The sequence below is a fragment of the Pseudomonas sp. W2Jun17 genome (assembly GCF_023127795.1).
Taxonomy (GTDB): Bacteria; Pseudomonadota; Gammaproteobacteria; order Pseudomonadales; family Pseudomonadaceae; genus Aquipseudomonas; species Aquipseudomonas synxantha_A.
This window is the reverse complement of record NZ_SPKO01000025.1, coordinates 409,142-426,792: the sequence shown is the minus strand read 5'-3', so window position 1 is coordinate 426,792 and position 17,651 is coordinate 409,142. Positions and strand designations below refer to the sequence as shown.

The following is a 17,651-nucleotide window of genomic DNA, read 5'->3' as shown; positions in this document are numbered from 1 at the left end:
TATGGCAGTTTCTATGGAAACACAGTCCACGTTAGTGGATCAGCCTCCGCCGTATGTGGTGCAGGTCACGACGACCAAAAATGCGCCGAAGACCCTGATCCCTCAAGGGTTTACAGGGTTTTTCGTTCAGCTACCCCCCACTCACGCTAATAGCAGGGATGTGGGTATGAGCAGGCTTTATGCAAAGCTACATTCATATCTAAGGGCGGGTCACGACTGGGATGGATACGGCGGAGAGCCGGCCACCTACGCCTCGTGGAGCAATGCCATTGAGTTTCTGCACGTCCTTCCGATTAGATTTGGAGCGCCTATCCCCATGCTAGCTGGTGACGGAGAGATTTCCCTATTCTGGAAGGAAGCCGACAGCTACATCGAGATATCCTTCCCTGGGGACGGGACATTCCACTATATCTACAACGCCGCCGGCCTGAGATTCGCGAGTGCTGATTTGGCACTTAACGAAGCGGTCCTTCATTCCGGTTTCTTGACCCATCTGGGTTTGGTCTGACTTAGATATGTCGTGTAGGGCATTATTCGAAGGGCTACCGAGTGGGAGAGGCGAGGTCTCTAACCGCGCCAAGCTGATCGACGCTAGCTATCCGGACGCGTACTGCGAGTGCGAAACCGTTAGCAAGTTCTCTCCCTGCGCAGTAGGCGACGGGGAGCATTTGCACAGATTCGTTTTCTCACCGCTGCATTTGCACGACGGCGAAGTGCTTCCGGCGCTGTTCTCTGACGCGAAAGATAAAGGTTTGTCTTGCGAAAGAGCTGATACGTCAGCGATCGATCCCCGAAGTCATGAGCGTGGCCGCCAGCAAGCAGAGGCCTACAACCAGGCTAAGCCAGACGACAAGCCCGAAAGAACTTATCTCGGAGCGGTTACAGCGACCTGCATGGTGATTCGGAGTCTGATGATGCATGACAAAAGGCTTTTGGCGGTTTATGACACTGCTCTCGAGGACAACGTGGTTCATGTCGACGTTTTCGAGGTTGCCGGACGCTCTAACGCGGAAAGGAAGCAAGCTCGCAAGGATCTCGCAGACGCATTCACAAAGATCCCTGCAGACGTTTAGTCTCCGGATGGATCTACCAATGGCAAGCTGAAATCGTAAACATCCATCATCGCTTCATCCTTGTGTCCTGAGGCCTGTTGCTTGTCTGCCCGAGTGCCTACCGTGTCAGTGATGCCCTTGCGCTTGAAGTCGTGCATCCCGAAGCGTTGCTCCTCGGTGAGGACGCCTTTATCGATCGCCTGCACTATCAGCCTCTGGAAGGCTGTATCAAGACCAGACTTCGACAACTGTCTGCCGGTGGCGGCGATGATCAGGAAGCGCTGATCTGCACGGATCGGTACAGGCACACGCTTCCGCTCCCAAGTCTCAGACCTGACGGCTTTGGCTGCATCCCAGGCGGCGCGCAGCCGAGGCGTCCACCGAACGATATTGTCCCGACTTCCCTTGCGGCGGTTGGTCAGCACGCCTTCGGCGAGTTCGTTCTCGTCGGTGAGTGTGATCGTCTCGATACCGCGTAGGCGGCAGAGGTAGCCGATCTCCATCACGTACCACAGATAAGGCGAACAGGCGCCAGGCTGGCCGCTCTTGAGCTGGCCCTGCTGCTTCGCGAACCTGATCAAGTTGACCATGACCGTATCGTCGGGCAGCCGGCGTTGCTTGCGCTCTTTGGGCGACTCGATGCCCTTTGCCGGGTTGTCCTTCACGAACCCACGGTTGCGGCCCCACTGCATCACACGGCGCAGGTAGCGCAGAGCGTGAGCGGCCTTCGATGGCTTGCCCTCCTGGGCGATCTTGTCGATGATCCGCTGAATCAGCGCCGGCGTGAACTTGAGCACCGCCAGCTCGCCCAGCGGCTTGCCGAGCTTTGTCGGGAATGCCAGAAGCACGTCGCGGGAATAGACGTAGTCGTCGTGGGTTTTCTCGCTGAGAGCCTTGTACTGATCGCTTTTGTGGAACTCGTCGCAGAGATACTGCAGGCTGTCTCGGTCCACGCCGTTGCGCTCCTCGATCAGCCGGTGAAGCTCCGAAAGCGTCACGTTACCCGCGCATAGATTCTGCCGCTGGCGACGGCCGGCCTCGTTGAAGTACAGGATGTACCAGCACCCCGCCCCGCGGTGGTCAAAATACACCGATCGTGGCAGGGCGGCCTGGTCAATATGGCCAGGGATGTTCGGGTTGTGCTGGCGCTTCCTTCCTCGCTTCATACAATGTCCGCGTCATACTTTTCTTGATCGATTGGCTTGAGGCCGCCCGCCTGGTTGACCAGGTCGACTGTGGTCCAAGGCCCCTTTCTGCCGAGGAATATCCGTATTCCTTCCCCGCGTAACGCCTTCTCAACGTCAGCACGCCGCGTATAGCCGGTGATTCGCTGCAACTCTTCGAACTCTATAACCCTAGCTGCGCTCATGCCTGCCCGCCTTCGTGTCGCAACACGCTTCCTATTTCTTTAAATTGTGTCGCGTAAATTTCGTTAGTAGATTTGAACCCCAGGGAAAGCGAGGCCTCACCATTGACGTGGGCGTGAGCTTCGGCCAAGGATCGGCGCCCGTCATGTTCGCCTGACGCGTAGTCGCTCAAAAACGGCTTATGGAAGATCCGGTGCAAGCGCGTCGGGCGAACACCAACTCTTTGGCTTGGCCTTAATGTAGTTTTAGCCACGGCCAAGCCCTCCTTGAAAGTGGTCAGCCAATACCCGCCGCGCGTCGATACCGCAAGATGTCGACATGGCGTATATCTGGCCGAACGTGGTTTCCCGGCGCTGCAGGGCGTTGAACAGTTCGATCAGGCGCTGGCCCTTTATTCCGTTGAGGCGGCTCATAGCTTGAGCCCCTTTTCCTGAGGGAGCGGGGTGGTGGTCAATTGCTCGGTTTGACACATTGAAGTTGCCAGAGAAGTTCGCGCTGCCTGGTCTTCGCCCGTGGTGGTGCTGGTGGGCACCTGTAGGAGCGAACTGTCAGGCAAGCAACTGATCCCGGTGTTGTTCAAGATCCAGCAGGTGACGCCACGCACGCTGTCGTGCTGCACGTCGATCACCTGTTCACCGGCCGCGGCCTGGCCAGCGATCAGCAGCAGGATCATGGTGATGATGGTTTTCATGGTCGAGCCTCCCCGGCGATCATCGCCAGTTGCGCGAGCAAGTCATCCGTGCGCCCGTAGAATCGCCCGGTGTCCTCGTTGATGAACTGGCCTAGGACCTCGGCCACCTCCGGGCAGGCGGTCAAGCCTTGCAGGTCGACCTGGGCGGCGATCTTCTCGATGGTCCGCGCATCACTCGCCGCGTCGTGCACAAAGGCGTCGGCCTTGATCTGCAGCACCTTCACCGGGCGGATGCCGTTGCAGCCGCTGACCCAGTTGGTATCCGGCACCGCCCACGGATACATACCCATCAGCCAGGCCGTGGCCGCATTTTCTTTCTGAGTGCTGGACCAATACTGATGGGAGCCACGGAACGCCTGTGGCGCAGCCTCACACATGCGGTGATTCCAATCTGGCAGCTGGAGCAGATTACCCCGCATCACGTTCAGCTCTTCAATGCTCGGGATATGCCAGCCCCAGGTGCCGCGGATGTTCATGCCCAGCACCTTGGTGGCAATGGTGCAGCCTTCCGCGCTCATGGCCAGGGTGTTGGCCATACCGTCAAAGCGGTGGGTTGCCTCACGGATGCGTGGGCGCGGGCCGTCGTGGTCCCACCAGTGGGCGTATGTTTCGAAGTCGCGGCCAGCGTCGATCAGCGCGTACTCGGCACCGTCGAAATAGATACGGCCAGCGTAGAAGCCGCCGGCGAAAGGTTGACCGATGGTGGGCAAGGCGGCGGGGGAGATCTGGCGGCGCTTCATTGCTCAACCTCCGCCCAGCCTGGGTATGCTGTCATAGCCCGCTCAATATCAGCGTCGAGCTCGTCACCAACCAGCATGGTTCCTTGTTTATCGCGAGGCACCAGATCCTGGCGCGGCGTGTTGTATGCCGTATCGCGAAGCCATACGTAGCGCCGCGCATCAGCGGCCATCCTCACGCGATCGTCAATGTGCATCGGGTCGACTGACATGGGAGTGGTGACGGTGTTGGCCAGCGCGTCGAGCAGGATCTGCTGGCGCTTCTGCCCATCCAGGTACTGGCGCACGGCCTGGATGAAAACACTGTTCATGCTGCGGTCGCCGGTATTCGCTGCAGCTTCAATATCGGCGCGCAGGCCGTCGGGCAGGCGCACCACAAACTTGTCGGCGGTGCGGGAATCGTAATTCGGTGAATTCATGGTGTTCTCCCGGCCGATGGCGCAAATCTGCTCCATCGGCACTGTGGACCGATCAAATGGGCTTTGACTTACCAGCCATCAGCACCACCAACAGCAGCACAACCAAGACCAGGTCGCCCACCATTGAGAGGATGCGACTGGCCGAGTCGACGAAGACAACGCCACCGGCGAGCCCGTAGGCCGCCAGCGAACGTGCCCGGGTGCCGAACCTGGCCAGCATGGTTACAGGTGGTCTTTCAGGTTGAGGCCCAGCAGCTTGGCGCTACGCTCCAAAGCGGTCATTTCCTGGGGTTCGATCTCACCGTCAGCCTCGGCCACAGTCAGCATCACGTTGAGCACGGTCAGCGCCTCGGCTGGCGAGTGCGCCAAGTCACCCAGCTCTTTCTCCGCGTTCTGGCGAAGGATGCGGGCGCCCGATTTGAAGTCGGTCTTGGCGCGGTCGATGGTGTTGGAGAGCTCCGCGCCGAAGCCTTGCAGCGCCGGGTTGTTGCTGAGGATGGTCTCGATCTTGGAGAGCTCGCTTTCTTCCAGCTCGCCATCAGCCGCGGCGACATAAATGGAGCCGTAGACCACGGCCTCCATCAGGTCACGGTTGGCCAGCTTGGCTACCGCAGCGCGGGCCTGACCAGATTTCTTGCCGAACAATTTACCGAGCATGATTACTTCCTTTCAGTGGGTGCGCTTTTGCGCGGGTTTTGAATTACGTAAATCACGAGAGAGGCGGTGACGATCATCCAGACGCAGATGCCGAACACGCCGCCGATCAGCTCGAAGTCGCTGGGGTTATCAAAAATCACCGGCACGGCCTCGGAGAACCAAATCAGCGTTGCGAACAGGTAGAGCACGAACGACAGCAGGTACTTGAACAGCCTCATTTCACTTTCTCCTGGCAAGCCGGTAGCCCGCCGCGATATATGGCTTTCGCTTAAAGTTTCCTTGTTACTTGGCGGAAGTTACGCCTTGAAAAGGCTGAACACTTCGCGCTTTGCCTTGCCAACCATCCCGGTAAGCGCCGAGACTTTTACTTGCGCGTCTGTGTGTCGCTTTGCCTGATCAGTATCAAGTTCGGCGAAGCGAGTGTTCTTCATTACCTCTTGGCACTTGTTGAACTCGCGCCGCACGCCACGCATAGCATTATCAACGGCGATAAAAGCTTGATCAGATGGCGGTACAATCCGATAGCCTTGGCCCCGGACAGAGACAATATAAATTTGATGCTTGGTCAGCAGAGCTTCTTTGAACTGTTCGACACGATCCAGAATCACGAACTGGCAATTAACAATTTCCTGCGCAGTCTTTGGCTTCGGTAAGTTGAGCGCCCATTCAAGCCAGGCGTGGCTTATCAGCTGGCCGTCGGTGAACTTGTCGGCGAAGAACAGCTCCAGCGCCTTATCAAGGCTCCAGGTGTTCGGCTTCAAAGGAACGATGCTCATCACAACACCTCGACAGTGAAGCGGCCGAACTTCGGGCGGTAGTCGCCGACGCCGCAGTATTGCCCGGCGTCTTCCAGGCACTTCAACACCTGGGCGCGGTCGATCGACTCTTGGTCATAGGCGATCTCGCAGATGGTCGACCACTCGCGAAACAGTGGGCGATATCGCGTGATGCGGGCAGTTCCAACTTTAACTGAGCGCGCATCGTAGAACGCTTGATCCCAAAGGCCCTCAACTGTGCGCGGGCCTGTGTAGATAATTGGGCAGCGGGAATCCATGATTTCAACCGAGCGCTTTAGTTGAGTGCCCATTTTCGAAAGTTTGCCGCCTGCGACCAGTGAAGACTCGATGTTGATACCAGGTAGGAAGGGACCGATATCATCGGCAAAGTAAAGACCACCACGCCACTCGCTACGCGCAATAAGCTCATGATCTTCGTCGGACTTTTTACGTTTCGAAGTCAATACTTTATGAGCCTTGGTCAACTTGTTCAGCGGGTCGGCGAAGACGTCAGCGTGAACCAGAAGCGGACGGGTGCCGATGATCTTAACTTTCAAAGTCTGCATGGTGATGCCTCTTAGTTTCGCTGCGTGTGCCTGTTCGCCCGATGCGATGCACGTTGCTTTGCGTTTTCAACTTGAAAGCAGCCTCGATGGAAGTTGCTTTCAAGTTGTCACCAGAAACGCTGATGACGCCGTGCGGATTACCGCCCAAACCCTGCCCCACCACATCCAGCCACACCCAGCCGAGCCATGCCTAGCCCAACCAAGCGATGCTTTCGCACCGCACTGGGTTCTCGGTTGAAAACCCAGTACGCTGATTAGCCCTTGCCGAGCTCCGCCTTGCCATACCAAGCCTAACCACGACCCGCCAAGCCATGCCCTTGATGACTACCGTCACCGCTGAACCGCCTCATCGAAGCGGCTCAACGCTGCTTGCAGCCCTTGCCTTGCCTCACCCCGCCACGGCTTGCCAAACCCAGCCATGCCATACCCCGTGATGACTATCGCCACCGACCTACACTCCCCGAAGAAGGGCAGGCCGCTGATTACAGCCCTTGCCTCACCGGACCACGCCTGGCCCTACCCAGCACCGCCAAGTCCTGCCGCGTGATGCTTCCGCACCGGACAACGCCCTCAATGAAGGCGCTCGCCGCTGCTTTAAGCGACGAACACGGCTTGCTCGGCCTGATGATCTTCAGGGGCGTGCTCTGGATTAGGTGAAGAGGTGATGCAGAACGCGATTATTCCTAATCGCATAGCCTCAGCAACTGCGGCCGACTCCGAAACAGCTTTCAGCTTGAAACGGACGGACTTCATGCGCTGGACGATAGTGTGATGGGAGCGATCAAGGTCGCGAGCAACCTGTTTGGCAGTCTTGCCGGAAGCCTTGCCCATTAAGGACATAAGCTCCATGACTGCGAGGCCCTTGTCGGTAAAGGCCTTCCAGTTGCCATAGGTGAGTGCGTTCATGCTGTCCATCTCCAAAAGTTCGTGGAATGGACTTTAGCATAATGCTTAATTATGTAAATAGCTTTTTGCTTAATTTTTTCTACGCGAACATCGCCCACCAGAAAACTCGGCCGATTATCATCAGTTCCTGGGTTTCAATCTGTTCCCATGTGTATTCCTCATCCGGGAACTCATCCCGGTTGAAGCTGCGAACTCTGATGCCGGAAGGGGTTCTGTAGAGCTGCTTGACCCTGAGCTGTCCGGAATGACTTATCGCGTAGAGATCACCGTCTGTGATGGTCCGATTTCCACGGTCAACCCCAACGGTTGCTCCATTTTTTAGGATGGGTTCCATGCTGTTGCCCTTGATTGGCACGCAGACAGCATTTGCTGGGTCAACGTTGTGTCGCTTAAGGCTATGTTTTCCAAACCGCAGCTTTGCATGACTACTTTCTTCAATCACCGTGCGACCGCTCCCTGCAGAAAGCTCTACTTCCTTCAGGAAGGGGATGTATACCTCGTCGTAGTCCAACGGGGTTTCGTCGTCCCACGTCGATATCTGTACCAGTTCAGCGTGATCGGCCTCTTGGGTATCAGTAAGAGCTTCACCCAGAACCCGGCCAATTCTCTCGAGTTTCGCCCGCATTGCCTTGGTAGAAATCATCCCCTCAGCGTACTGCTCTGGTGTTTCCCCTTTGGCGGGGAAGCCAGGGCTCAGCTCTCGGAGATTGCGGACCTCTTCCTCGGTATGAGGCGTATCCATCCATCCTCTTCGCAGGTAGAGCATCTCCTCAATTTTACGGGCCAATTTGTCGCCGATTTCCCGCTTGGGGGTCGCCGACAATAACTGGCTGAGCATTGCCGGACTTACCTCAAGCGCGACCGCCAGCATCTTTCGGGACACGAAATGCTTTTGGATGTGCTCAAGATTTTGGCGGCGTATCTGCTTTGAATCGAGCATCAGTTCCTCGCTTGCTTAAATAATGGTTGCCAAAATTAAGCGTTTTGCTAATCTTCCCAGCATCGCTCAAAAGAGGTTTCCCATGGACAACCACACATTGGCGGCCTGGATGAAAGGCCGTAGCGCAGGCGAGCAAGCTGAACTGGCCAAGGCCTGCGACACCAGCATTGCTTACCTCAAACAGATTTCCTGCGGCACGCGACGGCCTTCTGAGGCGTTGGCGGAAGCAATCCACCTAGCTACCAAAGGTGAGGTTGCTGCTATCAGCTTCTTTCCTCGGCTACTTCGCCTCACCCTGAACCACGATGTGATTATCACCTGAAAACAAGCATTTTGCTAACAGCCTACAAATGGCCTGTTTAGGCATCCAGTATTGGAGTTTCACAATGGCAGCATCGATCCGCCTTTTGTTTTCTGGCTAGCCCGAACTCCAGGCAATAAAAAACCCGCTGTGGAGGCGGGTTCTTAGTCGCTACCAGTGTGGAGCTGGTGGCTTTGGTACTTCTTTGTCTTCGAAGGGACAAAACATGCAAACGAAAAATAGCACCACCCAACAAACAGTGCAACTGCCGAAACTTAAACCCTGTGAGTTTGGCGTGGAATACACCGACCTTTTTAGCGTTAAAGCGGATGCCAACCTTATCGAGGCTTTGTCCGTGGCTTCGGATCTGGCCGACGGCATCAGCCAGCTATGTGGCCGACTCGCCTATGCAATCAATGATGGTGAGCTCGCGTACCTATCTGAAGTTCGCACCCTGGTCTTCATAGGTGATGTTGTATCTGCGCTCACCCGCTCAGCTGAGCGCGGGCTCAAGGCAGCATACGAAGCGGAGGACGCACAATGAAGCCTCCAATGTGGAACCAGTTGCTGGTCGACGTTGAACGCGAGTTTCCATCTAACTTCGCGAAGGGGGCAAAGCTCACGCCTGCCCAGGTCGAACAGCTTCAGTGCGTAGAGAACGCCAACGACGAATTCCAGATCAGCACACTGAGCGGAGTTGCCGCTATCGGTGAGCTCATCGCGCATGCAGCAAATCACGGCGAACTCTCTGATGAGCTCGCCATGAGTGCCGGCTGGCTTATCAATTCGTTAGCTTATTTGTCGATGACAATGGCCGAGGCCGGCGCATCGGCGGCTTACAAGCTGCAAAACATCCCGCACCAGGGAGCCGCCAAATGAACGAGCCAGTGCCAACCATGCAAGAGGCTTCGCAAGAAGCGGAGTTTCAGCTGTGCGCAGCAAAGGATGTTCTCGAGTGGCAGCACGCACTTATCAAGGCCATGCACCTGGATCACCTTCACGACGGCGGGAAAGGGATTGGTGACTTGTTCCAGGTGGCGAAATACTTCAGCGACACCGGATTCGGCGGAGTTTATAGCGCTATCGACGAGTTCAGGGTTCTCGGCGAATCCGCGCCACAAAACTCGCAATCCGAAAACGTGGCGCGGGAAACTGGGGGTGATCAATGACCAGCCTGAAGAGCAAGCGCAACGCGAAAGAGCAGGTAACCCCTGAGTTCCTGTCTGCCGGGCGCCTCTATTCACAGCTACACGCCGCTGGCTTAGAGAAATCACCCGAAGCCGCAGAAGCGTTCCAACGCATGTACGACGCTGCCCCCGAGTCGTTCCGCCAGGAGATGCACGACATGGCCGTGCACATGGGGCTGATGCCCTCTCTTCCTGACGGGTATACCGATGACGGAGAGCCCGTTTACTCATTGGAAGGGTTGGCTAACCGCCTGGGAGTCAGCGCCGAGGAGGCTCAGCGCGCTGTCAAAGAGTTGGGTATCGAGCCCGGCACCACCAAAGTCAACAAGGTGCACTGATCATGACCATCGCCAAATTCCAAGACGGCGGTGCCGTCACCATGTCGTCCCGCGAAATCGCTGAGCTGACAGGGAAGCGCCATTTTCATGTGACGACCGACATCGAGAAGATGCTGGCCGAGCTCAAAGAAGATGCCACGGGTTTTCGTGCCATCTATTTGGACAGCATGAACCGCGAGCAAACCGAGTACCTGCTCGACCGCGAACACACCGACTGCTTGTTGACTGGCTACAGCGCTGCAATGCGGATGGTGGTAATCAGACGTTGGCGCGAGCTGGAAGAACAGGCCGCCCGCCCAATGACCCAGGCCGAGATCACCGCCGCCAACGCAAATCATCTGGTGGCCGTCGAGCGCCAGCAGCGGGAGCAGCGGGTGGCGCTGGAGCGGATCGAGCGGCGAGTCGAGGACTTGAGTCAGACCACTGTGTGGGATCACTGCCCACAGAACTGTCAGTCGCTCACTCGCGTGAAGGAAACGATGCTCAAGCGCCACGGGCTTTCGGGTGCTGTAGTCGACTACGTGCTGAGGGTCTGGCCAAGTCAGCCGAACCCTGCCGGCATGGTCCGCAACGGCCACGAAGAAGCGCTCGGTTCGCAGTATCTCGTTTGGTCGAAGCACCACGTCACGGCTGCCTTCCACCGCTTTGTTTCCGAATCCACGATGGTCACCGCCACCCAGGCGACTCACCCATATTTTGAGGGCCGGTTCCGCCTGGTCCAGAAGGCCCATTCATGAGCAAAGTATTGGATATTCCTCCGCAGGTGCTGCCCATGGAATGCATCGACGAGAACCTGTATGAAAAAAACAACGACGCCGCACTGCTGTTGAAGTGCTTCGAGGTAGTGAAGGACGTATTGGACGTGATCGCCGAGCCTGAGTATTCAATTGAAGACGGCGATGACACCCACATTGACCTCTACCGGGCCTTCTATGCGCTTAAGGTCCTATTTCGGCGGCGCACCGGGCACGACGCCGCGCAAGTTGCGAAGGATCACTTCGAGGCAATGGGCCGTCACCTGCTGGCGGGAGAGCCGCGCCCCGAAAACAAAATCCCCGTCCTTGTGTATCCAGCAGAGTGCCTGCCGGACGAAGCGTTCGACGGGCTAACCAATCAAGCGCTGGCTTGTGCGGCGTTCAACTACAGCGATCGTGTCCGGCAACTACTCAACGATCATTCTCCAACTGGCCTGGCACTCGACGAGGCTCGCACGTTCTCCATTGACTCCACCACCGCCCTGCGCCTGCTGGTGTTACGCCTGTCTGGCGGCTCAGTGGAAGCCATGGGAGCCGCGATATGCCGCAAGCCTGGGGAGACGCTGCAATGAACATCATCAATCCTCATGCCCCCCCCCAGGACGCCCCTACAGCGCCGGTAATCGTCGGTCCTTGGCCAAGCTATGGCTCGTTCGCCCATCTACCCGAGCGCGAGCGCTGGATGCTGTACGGGTCTGCGAAGGCATACCGCGAAGCCTTGGAAAGCCAGGGGTTCGCCATGTCTGAGCCTTACGACGACTTCATCCGCCGCGTGACGTGGGAGCTCAACGTATGAGCATCATTCGCGCCCCTCGGCCTGAGGGAAATTTCTATCTGCTCAACAAGTCGATCAGCGAGGACCAGCGCCTGAGCTGGGCTTCCAGGGGGCTGTTGGTTTTCCTGCTGGGCAAGCCTGACCACTGGGAAGTGTCCACCCACCATCTGATCGGCCAGACCAAGGATTGCCTGGGCAAGGCATCTGGTCGTGACGCAGTTCGGGGTCTGATCCGTGAGCTGGAGCAGGCTGGATACCTGCGAATCGTGCTTGAACGAGCGGATGGTGGAGAGTTCGGTGGACGCTCCTACACCGTGTCGGAATCACCGGCGACGGATTATCCGGGCCCGGTGGAACCGTCGCCGGTAAATCCCCCCCTAGTAAGTATTGAAGGTAAGCAAGGATTGAATAAAGCAGCAAGGATTGAAAAACCTATGGCTGACAAGGACATGGTTGAAGCCTTCGAAGTGTTCTGGAAGCTGTACCCGAACAAGAAATCGAAGAAGGACGCACGCAAGGCATGGGAGAAGCTCAAGCCAAGCGCTGAACTTCGCCTGACCCTGATGACCGCTCTTGGCAATCACCGCATTTCCCGCGACTGGGCCAAGGACGACGGGCAATACGTGCCGATGGCGTCTACTTGGCTGAACGGGGAGCGCTGGACTGACGAGCTGGTACCGGCATCGGTTGCAAAGGCGAACGCTTTCAACAACTTGCCCCAGCACACCGCCGATATGTACCAAGGAGGCGAAGATGGCCCAGCGTTCTAATTTCCGCCGCCAGCCTGAGCAGCGCACCTTCGCCGGCGATTGCCGGGTCCACGGAGCGGTTGATCGCTCCGAGGTTGAGCAGTTCGACGGCTCTATGGCGGTCCGCCCATGCAAACAATGCCAGTTCCACGGCCTGCGCGTAGCGCCACGTGGAAGTGACGAACATTCGCAGGCGTTGGCCAACCTGAAAGCCGAAAGCGTCAACAGCGCGCTTGTAGGCTCCGGCATCACGCCGCGGTTTGCCGATAGCACTCTCGCGACCTACCGCGCCGCGACACCAGCTATGACTCTGGCGCTAGAAACGTGCCAGGGCTATGCCGACAACTTCGGCGAACACTTCCAGGCGGGGCGCAACCTGCTGCTGTGCGGGAACGTCGGTAACGGCAAGACGCACCTGGCCAGCGGCATCGTCCAGCACGTCATTCGTCAGCACCGGGCCGTGGCAGTGATCACCACCGCCGCCGAGATCATCCGCGTGTTCAAGCGCTCGATGGATCGAACCGCCGGCTACACCGAGGGCGACGTGATCAATGAGTTGGCGAGTTTCGACTTGTTGGTGATCGACGAGATTGGCGCCCAGGCCGGCACTCACTACGAACTGTCGGTTCTGCATGAGGTGCTGGATCGCCGTTACAACCTGGTTCGCCCGACGGTGGTGGTGTCCAACCTCAACGCCCAAGGTCTGAGCCAGTACATTGGCGAGCGAGCCCTTGACCGTCTGCGCGAGAACAAAGCGCTTCTGGTCGGTTTCACATGGGGATCGGCAAGGGGGCGTGCATGAACGACTATCGCGAGTTGTATAGCGACGAAGCCGAACACGCACTGCTCGGCGCGCTGATGCTGGATGGCGAACTGTTCGACTCGATCACTGCCAGCGTTACCGCGGCGGACTTCCACGATCCGGAGAACGCGGCACTGTTCCAGGTGATGACTGAGCTGCACGCCACCGGCGAGCCGGTAGACCCCGTCACCCTCCATAACTTCAAGCCGGTACTGCCGAGTGGTGGCACAACCATCGCTTACGCTGCGGAATTGGCGAAGAACACACCCAGTACAGCCAACTGGAAGGCATATGCCCGAACAGTGAACGAGCGGGCAGTACTCCGGCGCCTGGTTGACGCCGCCGATGCTGTGCGTGACTCCGCCAGCGAGAACCGGCCGGTGGCAGAGATCATCGCAAGTGCCCAGCAAGCCATGGCCGACCTGCGCGACCTCGACACCGGCGAGCCGGACTACAAGCGCATGGATGAGGTGGTAGCCAGAAACATCGACATCATTGACGCCAAGTACAACGGGAGTGTGCAGTCGGGGTTATCTACTGGCCTGGTGGAACTGGACAAGCTGGTCCGTGGGTTGCGCAAAAAGACCGTGACTATCGTTGCGGGCCTGCCCGGGAGCGGCAAGACGACACTGGGCCTGCAGATCGCCCAGCACATCGCCTGCAATGGTCTAGGCGTCGGCATGGTGTTCTCGCTGGAAATGCCAGAGGAGGAACTGGCCAACCGAGCTCTGGCGTCACTCGGCAGTATCGATCTACAGCTGCTCGACAACGGGAAGCTGGAGGACGACGACTGGCCTCGGCTGACTTCCGCGGTCAACAAGATCATGGACAAGCCTCTTTACCTCAGTGACAAGTCGGGCCTCACCGTGCCGCGCATCCGGAGCATCTGTCGGCAAGTCAAGCGCAAGCACGGCCTCGATGTGGTGATGATTGACTACATCGGCCTGATCGGATCTGACGGCAATGCGTTCAACCGCACCTCCGAGCTCGGCAAAATTTCCACCGGCATCGTAAACATCGCCAAGGAATTGGATGTACCGGTGATCCTGCTGGCTCAACTCAACCGTGATTCGACCAAGCGCCCGGGCAAGAAGCCGATCGCCTCGGACTTGCGTGACTCAGGCCAAATCGAGGCCGATGCCCACTGCATCATCCTTGTCCACCGCGACATGGACAGCGAGGAGGGCCAGAACGGAGCGACAGAGCTGCTTATGCCCAAGTGCAGGCACGCACCGGTGGGCTCATGCATCGTTCAGCAGCAGGGCAAGTTCGCCAGGTTCGTGAACTTCGCTGGGCGGGAGCCCACCCAGGAAGAGGTCGAGATCAGCCGCCCCTTCGCCAGCCAGTACAAGGGGAGGAAGAGCAATGAGAAGTTTTAGGCTGCTGGATCGCCTGTTAGGCCGGCGAAACGAACAATTCGTACCCGGCGAATGCTTGAGTGCGCTGAATGCTTCGATGAAGACAGGCCAGGTCTGGATCGTCCCGGAGGGTGCCGTCGTTGTCCCGTCACCTGCAGAGCCAAAGTACCCCGAAGCCGAGCGAATCGCTGCGTCAATCAGGGATTTCCCCGAAGACTGGGGTTGGGAGCGCAAGGGGTTCGACCTGGTCCACATCCCCAGCGGGTTCAGGCTGTGGGTGGCCAATGAAGACTATGGCTTGGCCGAGGTCCACCCGAATAACGGGAAGACGGACTTCACGAAGCCTGAGCAGGCAATCATCTGGCCTGCCGTAGCCGACTGGCTTGGACACCGAAAGGTCGGGTTCACCGGGAGACTTCCGAAGGCGACCATCACCGGGCGCAGCGGGACTTACTGGTGCTTTGCTCAAGAGCATCCGTGGGCTGGCGTAGGAAGCTCGCCCGCGGAGGCTTATCGAATCTGGAAGTTCGCTATCTCGGTGGAAGCGCGCGTCGACATAAGCCCAGGGGAATACCTTCAACTGCGGAGTGTGAAGCTATGACTCGCTCCAAAACGTTAGACCGGATCGTCAGCGGTGCTGAAGCCGAGCAGACAGGCGTTAGATTTCAATATTCACGTTTTCAGCTACAGCCCACGGATCGCGGGGCCTGCGCCCTGCATCCACAAATTGTGATTGTGGAGGTTTGTAAAAGCCTCGGGAGTGCCGCAAATGAATAACGTAACGGCGGCATTGCCGCGCAAAGTCCTGACCTCTGACGAGCGGGATTTTCTGAAGCAGGGCAACCGACTGCTGCTCGACAAACCCAATGGGCGCATCGCCGCGGCCGCACTGATGGACCTTGTCGCCGACTGGGGAAACCACCGTGGCAGCCTTGCCTTCCAAGACTACGCCCGCCGGTGGATAACCGAAGGGCACGCCAAGAACAAAATCGCCGACAAGATGCTCCGTGAGCTGTTTGGCTTGAACGAACCGACACCGAGGAAAGTGGCATGAATACAAGAAAACCTTCACGTTTGCCGCTGGGCGACACTGAGTACATGCTTGAGCAATGGGGCTTCTGGCGCATGGATGGCATGGGCGTCCCGAGCTATGTGTCACCGTCCTGGGCGATCATGCGGGACATGGTTCCGTCGACGAGCAAGTCCTACGTCATCACGGACGAACTGGCCAGCGTCGTTGACGGAGCCGTCGCCCGGCTTTGCAAGCGTGCGCCAGAGATGGGCGACTTCATTTGGCTATACTATGGAGCCAAGTGGCCAGCCAAGCGGATTGGCAATAAGTACGACATTAGCGAGGCCAAGGCCAGGGAGATCATTAAGACTGGTGTGGGATGGATAGACTGTTCATTGGAACGATTCATCGACGCTGCGTAAAAAAACTTGCACACGCGGAATAGCCCTGTTTTCATGGCACCGTGTTCAGCTTTTCAAACGCGACACCAGACAAAAAGCCCAGCCTAACCCGTTGGGCTTTTTCGTTTTTTAGCGGGTGGCGCCAACAGGACGGCAAGCGGCCTTGAAAGCCGTGCTACTGGAAACGGTAAGGGTTCGAATCCTTCACCCGCTGCCAATCATTCAGGAGGCTGCATGGGAAAGCTTGAGATGGAAGTGAGCGTAGAAGGTATTGAAGACCTGGTGCGCCCACTGGTCGAGGCTATGCAGTCACTTGAATATTTTCCCGAGTTGCCGCTTCAAGTCTTCCGTGACCTTGTCGCCAACAGCCTTCATGACGTTGCCGTAAGTTTCGACGGCGCCGCACTTGCCGCAGGTGATCTTCGAGGAGTTTGTCGGCCTGGCCGGAATCTCGAACTTGTCACTGCCGCACTTCTTGCACTTAACGCTTACCTTCATCGCTGATGCTCCATGGATTGTTCGGTGTGGAAATTGAACGATAGCACGGGGCCATATAGGCGTTGACGAAACACAAGTTTGTTGCGTGAGCCATAGCCAGGGTGGGCCTTCGGGCAGGGCCGGGACGCGGTATCGCCGGTAGTCACGCGTTACGAAAGAACACCGGCAGCATGAGCAGCTCAAACCTGTGTGCTATTGGTGCTGGCTCAAGCGGGCAGCGTGGGAAGACACGCACGTTATGCAGATGAATGCGCATTGGATGCGCGGCGAATGAAGCGCTGTAGTCAGGCCTTTGGCCATGACTGAAAGCAGGAGATCAGCTCCTGCCACCTGCACCTATTTGGAGGCTCGCCATTTCGGCGGGCCTTTTTTATTCCTGGAGCACAGCAAATGTCCGATCCTAAATTTCAAGCTGTTGGCGCTCAGTTGTCTTCACTCAGGGTCCAGATCCAGACCGAATCGGTTGCGCGAGTGGCGGCGTACGCGGCATTGGCAGCGCGGATCGGCTCAATTGAAGCAGCGCGCGGCGGAGATATCCAGAGCGAAAACTACGTGCCGGGCGTTTCCGGCTGGAAGCTGGAGAAGGACGGTACGTTCGAAATCAACTCTTGCACCCTCGGTAGCGCTGCCAAAGCGCCTGAGCGCCAGATGGTGTCAGTCGAGGTGGCCAGCTGGAGCAAGTACGACTTACCCAAGAATGCGGCCAACCTGCTCCAGTTCATGCAGGCCGAGCTGCAAAAGGTGCCAGAGCAGTATCGCCACGCCGCCGAGTTCGAAGAGTTCGACGCGAGCTACGGCGATGAATCCTTCAATGCTCGCCTGTTCCTGAGCTACTCCCGCCTCGAAACCGAGGAAGAGCTGGCTGATCGCCTGGAAAAGGCGAAGTTCGCCGGTACGCACATCAGCTTCAAGAGCGGTCTGATGACCTTCACGAAAGACGGCGTTGTGCGGTTCAAGATCGGTAACCTCAATCAGCCGGAGCCTGAGAAACCTCAGCCATTCAAGGTTGATGGTGATCAGGTCTTCATCAACGAAACTTTCCTCCACGAAGCCTCTATCACCAACGCCAAGATCGTCCCGGGCGGCAAACTTTACGCCGGCACAGGGCTTGGTTCGATTATTGACCCTTCGCGATTTGAAATTGCCAGCCAGCATCCCGAATTGGGAGGGGCATTCATAGCTGGTGATGCCAGCAATATTCTCGACCTTCTGAAAGGTCAGATCGAGGTGGACAATCTCGGTGAGGCGCTCAGAGATCGGATTGATAAGATCTATGAGACGGTCAATGAAAAAGTCAAAGAAGTGATTCGGTCAGAGCTTCGACCGGGCGGCCTGCTTCACCGTTAAATAAAATCCATTCCTTC

At 57.5% G+C, this 17,651-nt stretch carries 31 protein-coding genes and 1 tRNA gene; 19 read left to right on the top strand and 13 right to left on the bottom strand.

Translation table 11 applies throughout. The features are described from left to right. Position 1: 1 nt before the first annotated feature. Together E4O98_RS15605 and E4O98_RS15600 are read left to right on the top strand one after the other, a co-directional pair. A complete protein-coding gene (locus E4O98_RS15605) occupies positions 2-508 on the top strand; it encodes a hypothetical protein (RefSeq protein ID WP_248135684.1) in 507 nt (168 codons plus the stop codon). A 160-nt stretch (positions 509-668) separates the two neighbouring features. Further along, positions 669-1,073 carry a hypothetical protein gene (locus tag E4O98_RS15600; RefSeq protein ID WP_248135683.1) on the top strand — a complete coding sequence of 135 codons (405 nt, stop codon included), beginning with the start codon at positions 669-671 and terminating at the stop codon, positions 1,071-1,073. On the opposite strand, the gene E4O98_RS15595 is transcribed toward E4O98_RS15600, so the two are convergent. From E4O98_RS15595 to E4O98_RS15535, 13 genes are all read right to left on the bottom strand, one after another. After that, a complete protein-coding gene (locus E4O98_RS15595; protein ID WP_248135682.1) occupies positions 1,070-2,218 on the bottom strand; it encodes an integrase in 1,149 nt (382 codons plus the stop codon). The genes E4O98_RS15600 and E4O98_RS15595 overlap by 4 nt on opposite strands. Beyond that, positions 2,215-2,421: a hypothetical protein gene (locus tag E4O98_RS15590; protein ID WP_025858917.1), complete on the bottom strand. Its 207-nt coding sequence runs from the start codon at positions 2,419-2,421 to the stop codon at positions 2,215-2,217. The genes E4O98_RS15595 and E4O98_RS15590 overlap by 4 nt, the downstream gene beginning before the upstream one ends. A gap of 243 nt (positions 2,422-2,664) precedes the next feature. After that, positions 2,665-2,832: a hypothetical protein gene (locus E4O98_RS15585; protein WP_169918817.1), complete on the bottom strand. Its 168-nt coding sequence runs from the start codon at positions 2,830-2,832 to the stop codon at positions 2,665-2,667. Further along, positions 2,829-3,110, bottom strand: coding sequence for a hypothetical protein (locus E4O98_RS15580; protein ID WP_060772805.1), 282 nt, complete (start codon positions 3,108-3,110; stop codon positions 2,829-2,831). Before E4O98_RS15580 ends, E4O98_RS15585 begins: the two co-directional genes overlap by 4 nt. Next, on the bottom strand, positions 3,107-3,850 hold the full coding sequence (locus E4O98_RS15575) for a hypothetical protein (protein WP_248135681.1): 744 nt from the start codon (positions 3,848-3,850) through the stop codon (positions 3,107-3,109). Before E4O98_RS15575 ends, E4O98_RS15580 begins: the two co-directional genes overlap by 4 nt. Continuing rightward, positions 3,847-4,266, bottom strand: coding sequence for an Arc family DNA-binding protein (locus tag E4O98_RS27660; RefSeq protein ID WP_282445124.1), 420 nt, complete (start codon positions 4,264-4,266; stop codon positions 3,847-3,849). Before E4O98_RS27660 ends, E4O98_RS15575 begins: the two co-directional genes overlap by 4 nt. A 52-nt stretch (positions 4,267-4,318) precedes the next feature. Continuing rightward, complete coding sequence (locus E4O98_RS15565; RefSeq protein WP_220381818.1) at positions 4,319-4,486, bottom strand: hypothetical protein; 168 nt, start codon at positions 4,484-4,486, stop codon at positions 4,319-4,321. Positions 4,487-4,488: 2 nt separating this feature from the next. Then, positions 4,489-4,923: a TerB family tellurite resistance protein gene (locus E4O98_RS15560; RefSeq protein ID WP_054898049.1), complete on the bottom strand. Its 435-nt coding sequence runs from the start codon at positions 4,921-4,923 to the stop codon at positions 4,489-4,491. Between the two features lie 2 nt (positions 4,924-4,925). Then, the gene (locus tag E4O98_RS15555) at positions 4,926-5,141 is read right to left on the bottom strand and encodes a hypothetical protein (RefSeq protein WP_054898050.1); all 216 of its coding nucleotides are present in this window, start codon (positions 5,139-5,141) and stop codon (positions 4,926-4,928) included. A gap of 78 nt (positions 5,142-5,219) precedes the next feature. Beyond that, positions 5,220-5,699, bottom strand: a complete 480-nt coding sequence (locus E4O98_RS15550; protein WP_054898051.1) for a hypothetical protein — start codon at positions 5,697-5,699, stop codon at positions 5,220-5,222. Continuing rightward, positions 5,699-6,265, bottom strand: a complete 567-nt coding sequence (locus tag E4O98_RS15545) for a hypothetical protein (protein ID WP_054898052.1) — start codon at positions 6,263-6,265, stop codon at positions 5,699-5,701. The genes E4O98_RS15550 and E4O98_RS15545 overlap by 1 nt, the downstream gene beginning before the upstream one ends. Positions 6,266-6,859: 594 nt before the next feature. After that, positions 6,860-7,171: a helix-turn-helix transcriptional regulator gene (locus tag E4O98_RS15540; RefSeq protein WP_054898053.1), complete on the bottom strand. Its 312-nt coding sequence runs from the start codon at positions 7,169-7,171 to the stop codon at positions 6,860-6,862. A gap of 79 nt (positions 7,172-7,250) precedes the next feature. After that, positions 7,251-8,111: a helix-turn-helix transcriptional regulator gene (locus E4O98_RS15535; protein ID WP_051422067.1), complete on the bottom strand. Its 861-nt coding sequence runs from the start codon at positions 8,109-8,111 to the stop codon at positions 7,251-7,253. 22 nt (positions 8,112-8,133) lie between these two features. Between E4O98_RS15535 and E4O98_RS15530 the strand changes: the two genes are divergently transcribed. The 17 genes from E4O98_RS15530 to E4O98_RS15450 all read left to right on the top strand — a co-directional run bounded on the left by E4O98_RS15530 (position 8,134) and on the right by E4O98_RS15450 (position 17,634). Further along, positions 8,134-8,433 carry a helix-turn-helix domain-containing protein gene (locus E4O98_RS15530; RefSeq protein WP_248135680.1) on the top strand — a complete coding sequence of 100 codons (300 nt, stop codon included), beginning with the start codon at positions 8,134-8,136 and terminating at the stop codon, positions 8,431-8,433. A gap of 205 nt (positions 8,434-8,638) precedes the next feature. Continuing rightward, the gene (locus tag E4O98_RS15525; RefSeq protein WP_248135679.1) at positions 8,639-8,956 is read left to right on the top strand and encodes a hypothetical protein; all 318 of its coding nucleotides are present in this window, start codon (positions 8,639-8,641) and stop codon (positions 8,954-8,956) included. Further along, a complete protein-coding gene (locus E4O98_RS15520; RefSeq protein ID WP_156358937.1) occupies positions 8,953-9,291 on the top strand; it encodes a hypothetical protein in 339 nt (112 codons plus the stop codon). The genes E4O98_RS15525 and E4O98_RS15520 overlap by 4 nt, the downstream gene beginning before the upstream one ends. Continuing rightward, positions 9,288-9,581 carry a hypothetical protein gene (locus tag E4O98_RS15515; protein ID WP_054898056.1) on the top strand — a complete coding sequence of 98 codons (294 nt, stop codon included), beginning with the start codon at positions 9,288-9,290 and terminating at the stop codon, positions 9,579-9,581. The genes E4O98_RS15520 and E4O98_RS15515 overlap by 4 nt, the downstream gene beginning before the upstream one ends. Then, positions 9,578-9,937: a hypothetical protein gene (locus E4O98_RS15510; protein ID WP_054898057.1), complete on the top strand. Its 360-nt coding sequence runs from the start codon at positions 9,578-9,580 to the stop codon at positions 9,935-9,937. Before E4O98_RS15515 ends, E4O98_RS15510 begins: the two co-directional genes overlap by 4 nt. Before the next feature lie 2 nt (positions 9,938-9,939). Continuing rightward, positions 9,940-10,674, top strand: coding sequence for a Rha family transcriptional regulator (locus E4O98_RS15505; protein ID WP_054898058.1), 735 nt, complete (start codon positions 9,940-9,942; stop codon positions 10,672-10,674). After that, positions 10,671-11,264, top strand: coding sequence for a hypothetical protein (locus E4O98_RS15500; RefSeq protein WP_054898059.1), 594 nt, complete (start codon positions 10,671-10,673; stop codon positions 11,262-11,264). Before E4O98_RS15505 ends, E4O98_RS15500 begins: the two co-directional genes overlap by 4 nt. Then, complete coding sequence (locus E4O98_RS15495; protein ID WP_248135678.1) at positions 11,261-11,488, top strand: hypothetical protein; 228 nt, start codon at positions 11,261-11,263, stop codon at positions 11,486-11,488. Before E4O98_RS15500 ends, E4O98_RS15495 begins: the two co-directional genes overlap by 4 nt. After that, positions 11,485-12,237, top strand: a complete 753-nt coding sequence (locus E4O98_RS15490) for a hypothetical protein (protein WP_054898061.1) — start codon at positions 11,485-11,487, stop codon at positions 12,235-12,237. The genes E4O98_RS15495 and E4O98_RS15490 overlap by 4 nt, the downstream gene beginning before the upstream one ends. Next, positions 12,221-13,018: an ATP-binding protein gene (locus tag E4O98_RS15485; protein WP_248135677.1), complete on the top strand. Its 798-nt coding sequence runs from the start codon at positions 12,221-12,223 to the stop codon at positions 13,016-13,018. Before E4O98_RS15490 ends, E4O98_RS15485 begins: the two co-directional genes overlap by 17 nt. Next, positions 13,015-14,397, top strand: a complete 1,383-nt coding sequence (locus E4O98_RS15480) for a replicative DNA helicase (protein WP_248135676.1) — start codon at positions 13,015-13,017, stop codon at positions 14,395-14,397. The genes E4O98_RS15485 and E4O98_RS15480 overlap by 4 nt, the downstream gene beginning before the upstream one ends. Before the next feature lie 76 nt (positions 14,398-14,473). Next, entirely contained in the window at positions 14,474-14,977 is a 504-nt protein-coding gene (locus E4O98_RS15475) for a hypothetical protein (protein ID WP_248135675.1), read from the top strand. 168 nt (positions 14,978-15,145) lie between these two features. Beyond that, positions 15,146-15,430, top strand: a complete 285-nt coding sequence (locus tag E4O98_RS15470; RefSeq protein ID WP_248135674.1) for a hypothetical protein — start codon at positions 15,146-15,148, stop codon at positions 15,428-15,430. After that, on the top strand, positions 15,427-15,810 hold the full coding sequence (locus tag E4O98_RS15465; RefSeq protein ID WP_248135673.1) for an antiterminator Q family protein: 384 nt from the start codon (positions 15,427-15,429) through the stop codon (positions 15,808-15,810). Before E4O98_RS15470 ends, E4O98_RS15465 begins: the two co-directional genes overlap by 4 nt. A 110-nt stretch (positions 15,811-15,920) precedes the next feature. Continuing rightward, positions 15,921-16,006 (top strand) — tRNA-Ser (locus E4O98_RS15460). Positions 16,007-16,023: 17 nt separating this feature from the next. Beyond that, positions 16,024-16,293, top strand: a complete 270-nt coding sequence (locus tag E4O98_RS15455) for a hypothetical protein (protein WP_248135672.1) — start codon at positions 16,024-16,026, stop codon at positions 16,291-16,293. A gap of 384 nt (positions 16,294-16,677) precedes the next feature. After that, the gene (locus tag E4O98_RS15450; RefSeq protein WP_248135671.1) at positions 16,678-17,634 is read left to right on the top strand and encodes a hypothetical protein; all 957 of its coding nucleotides are present in this window, start codon (positions 16,678-16,680) and stop codon (positions 17,632-17,634) included. Positions 17,635-17,651 lie beyond the last annotated feature (17 nt).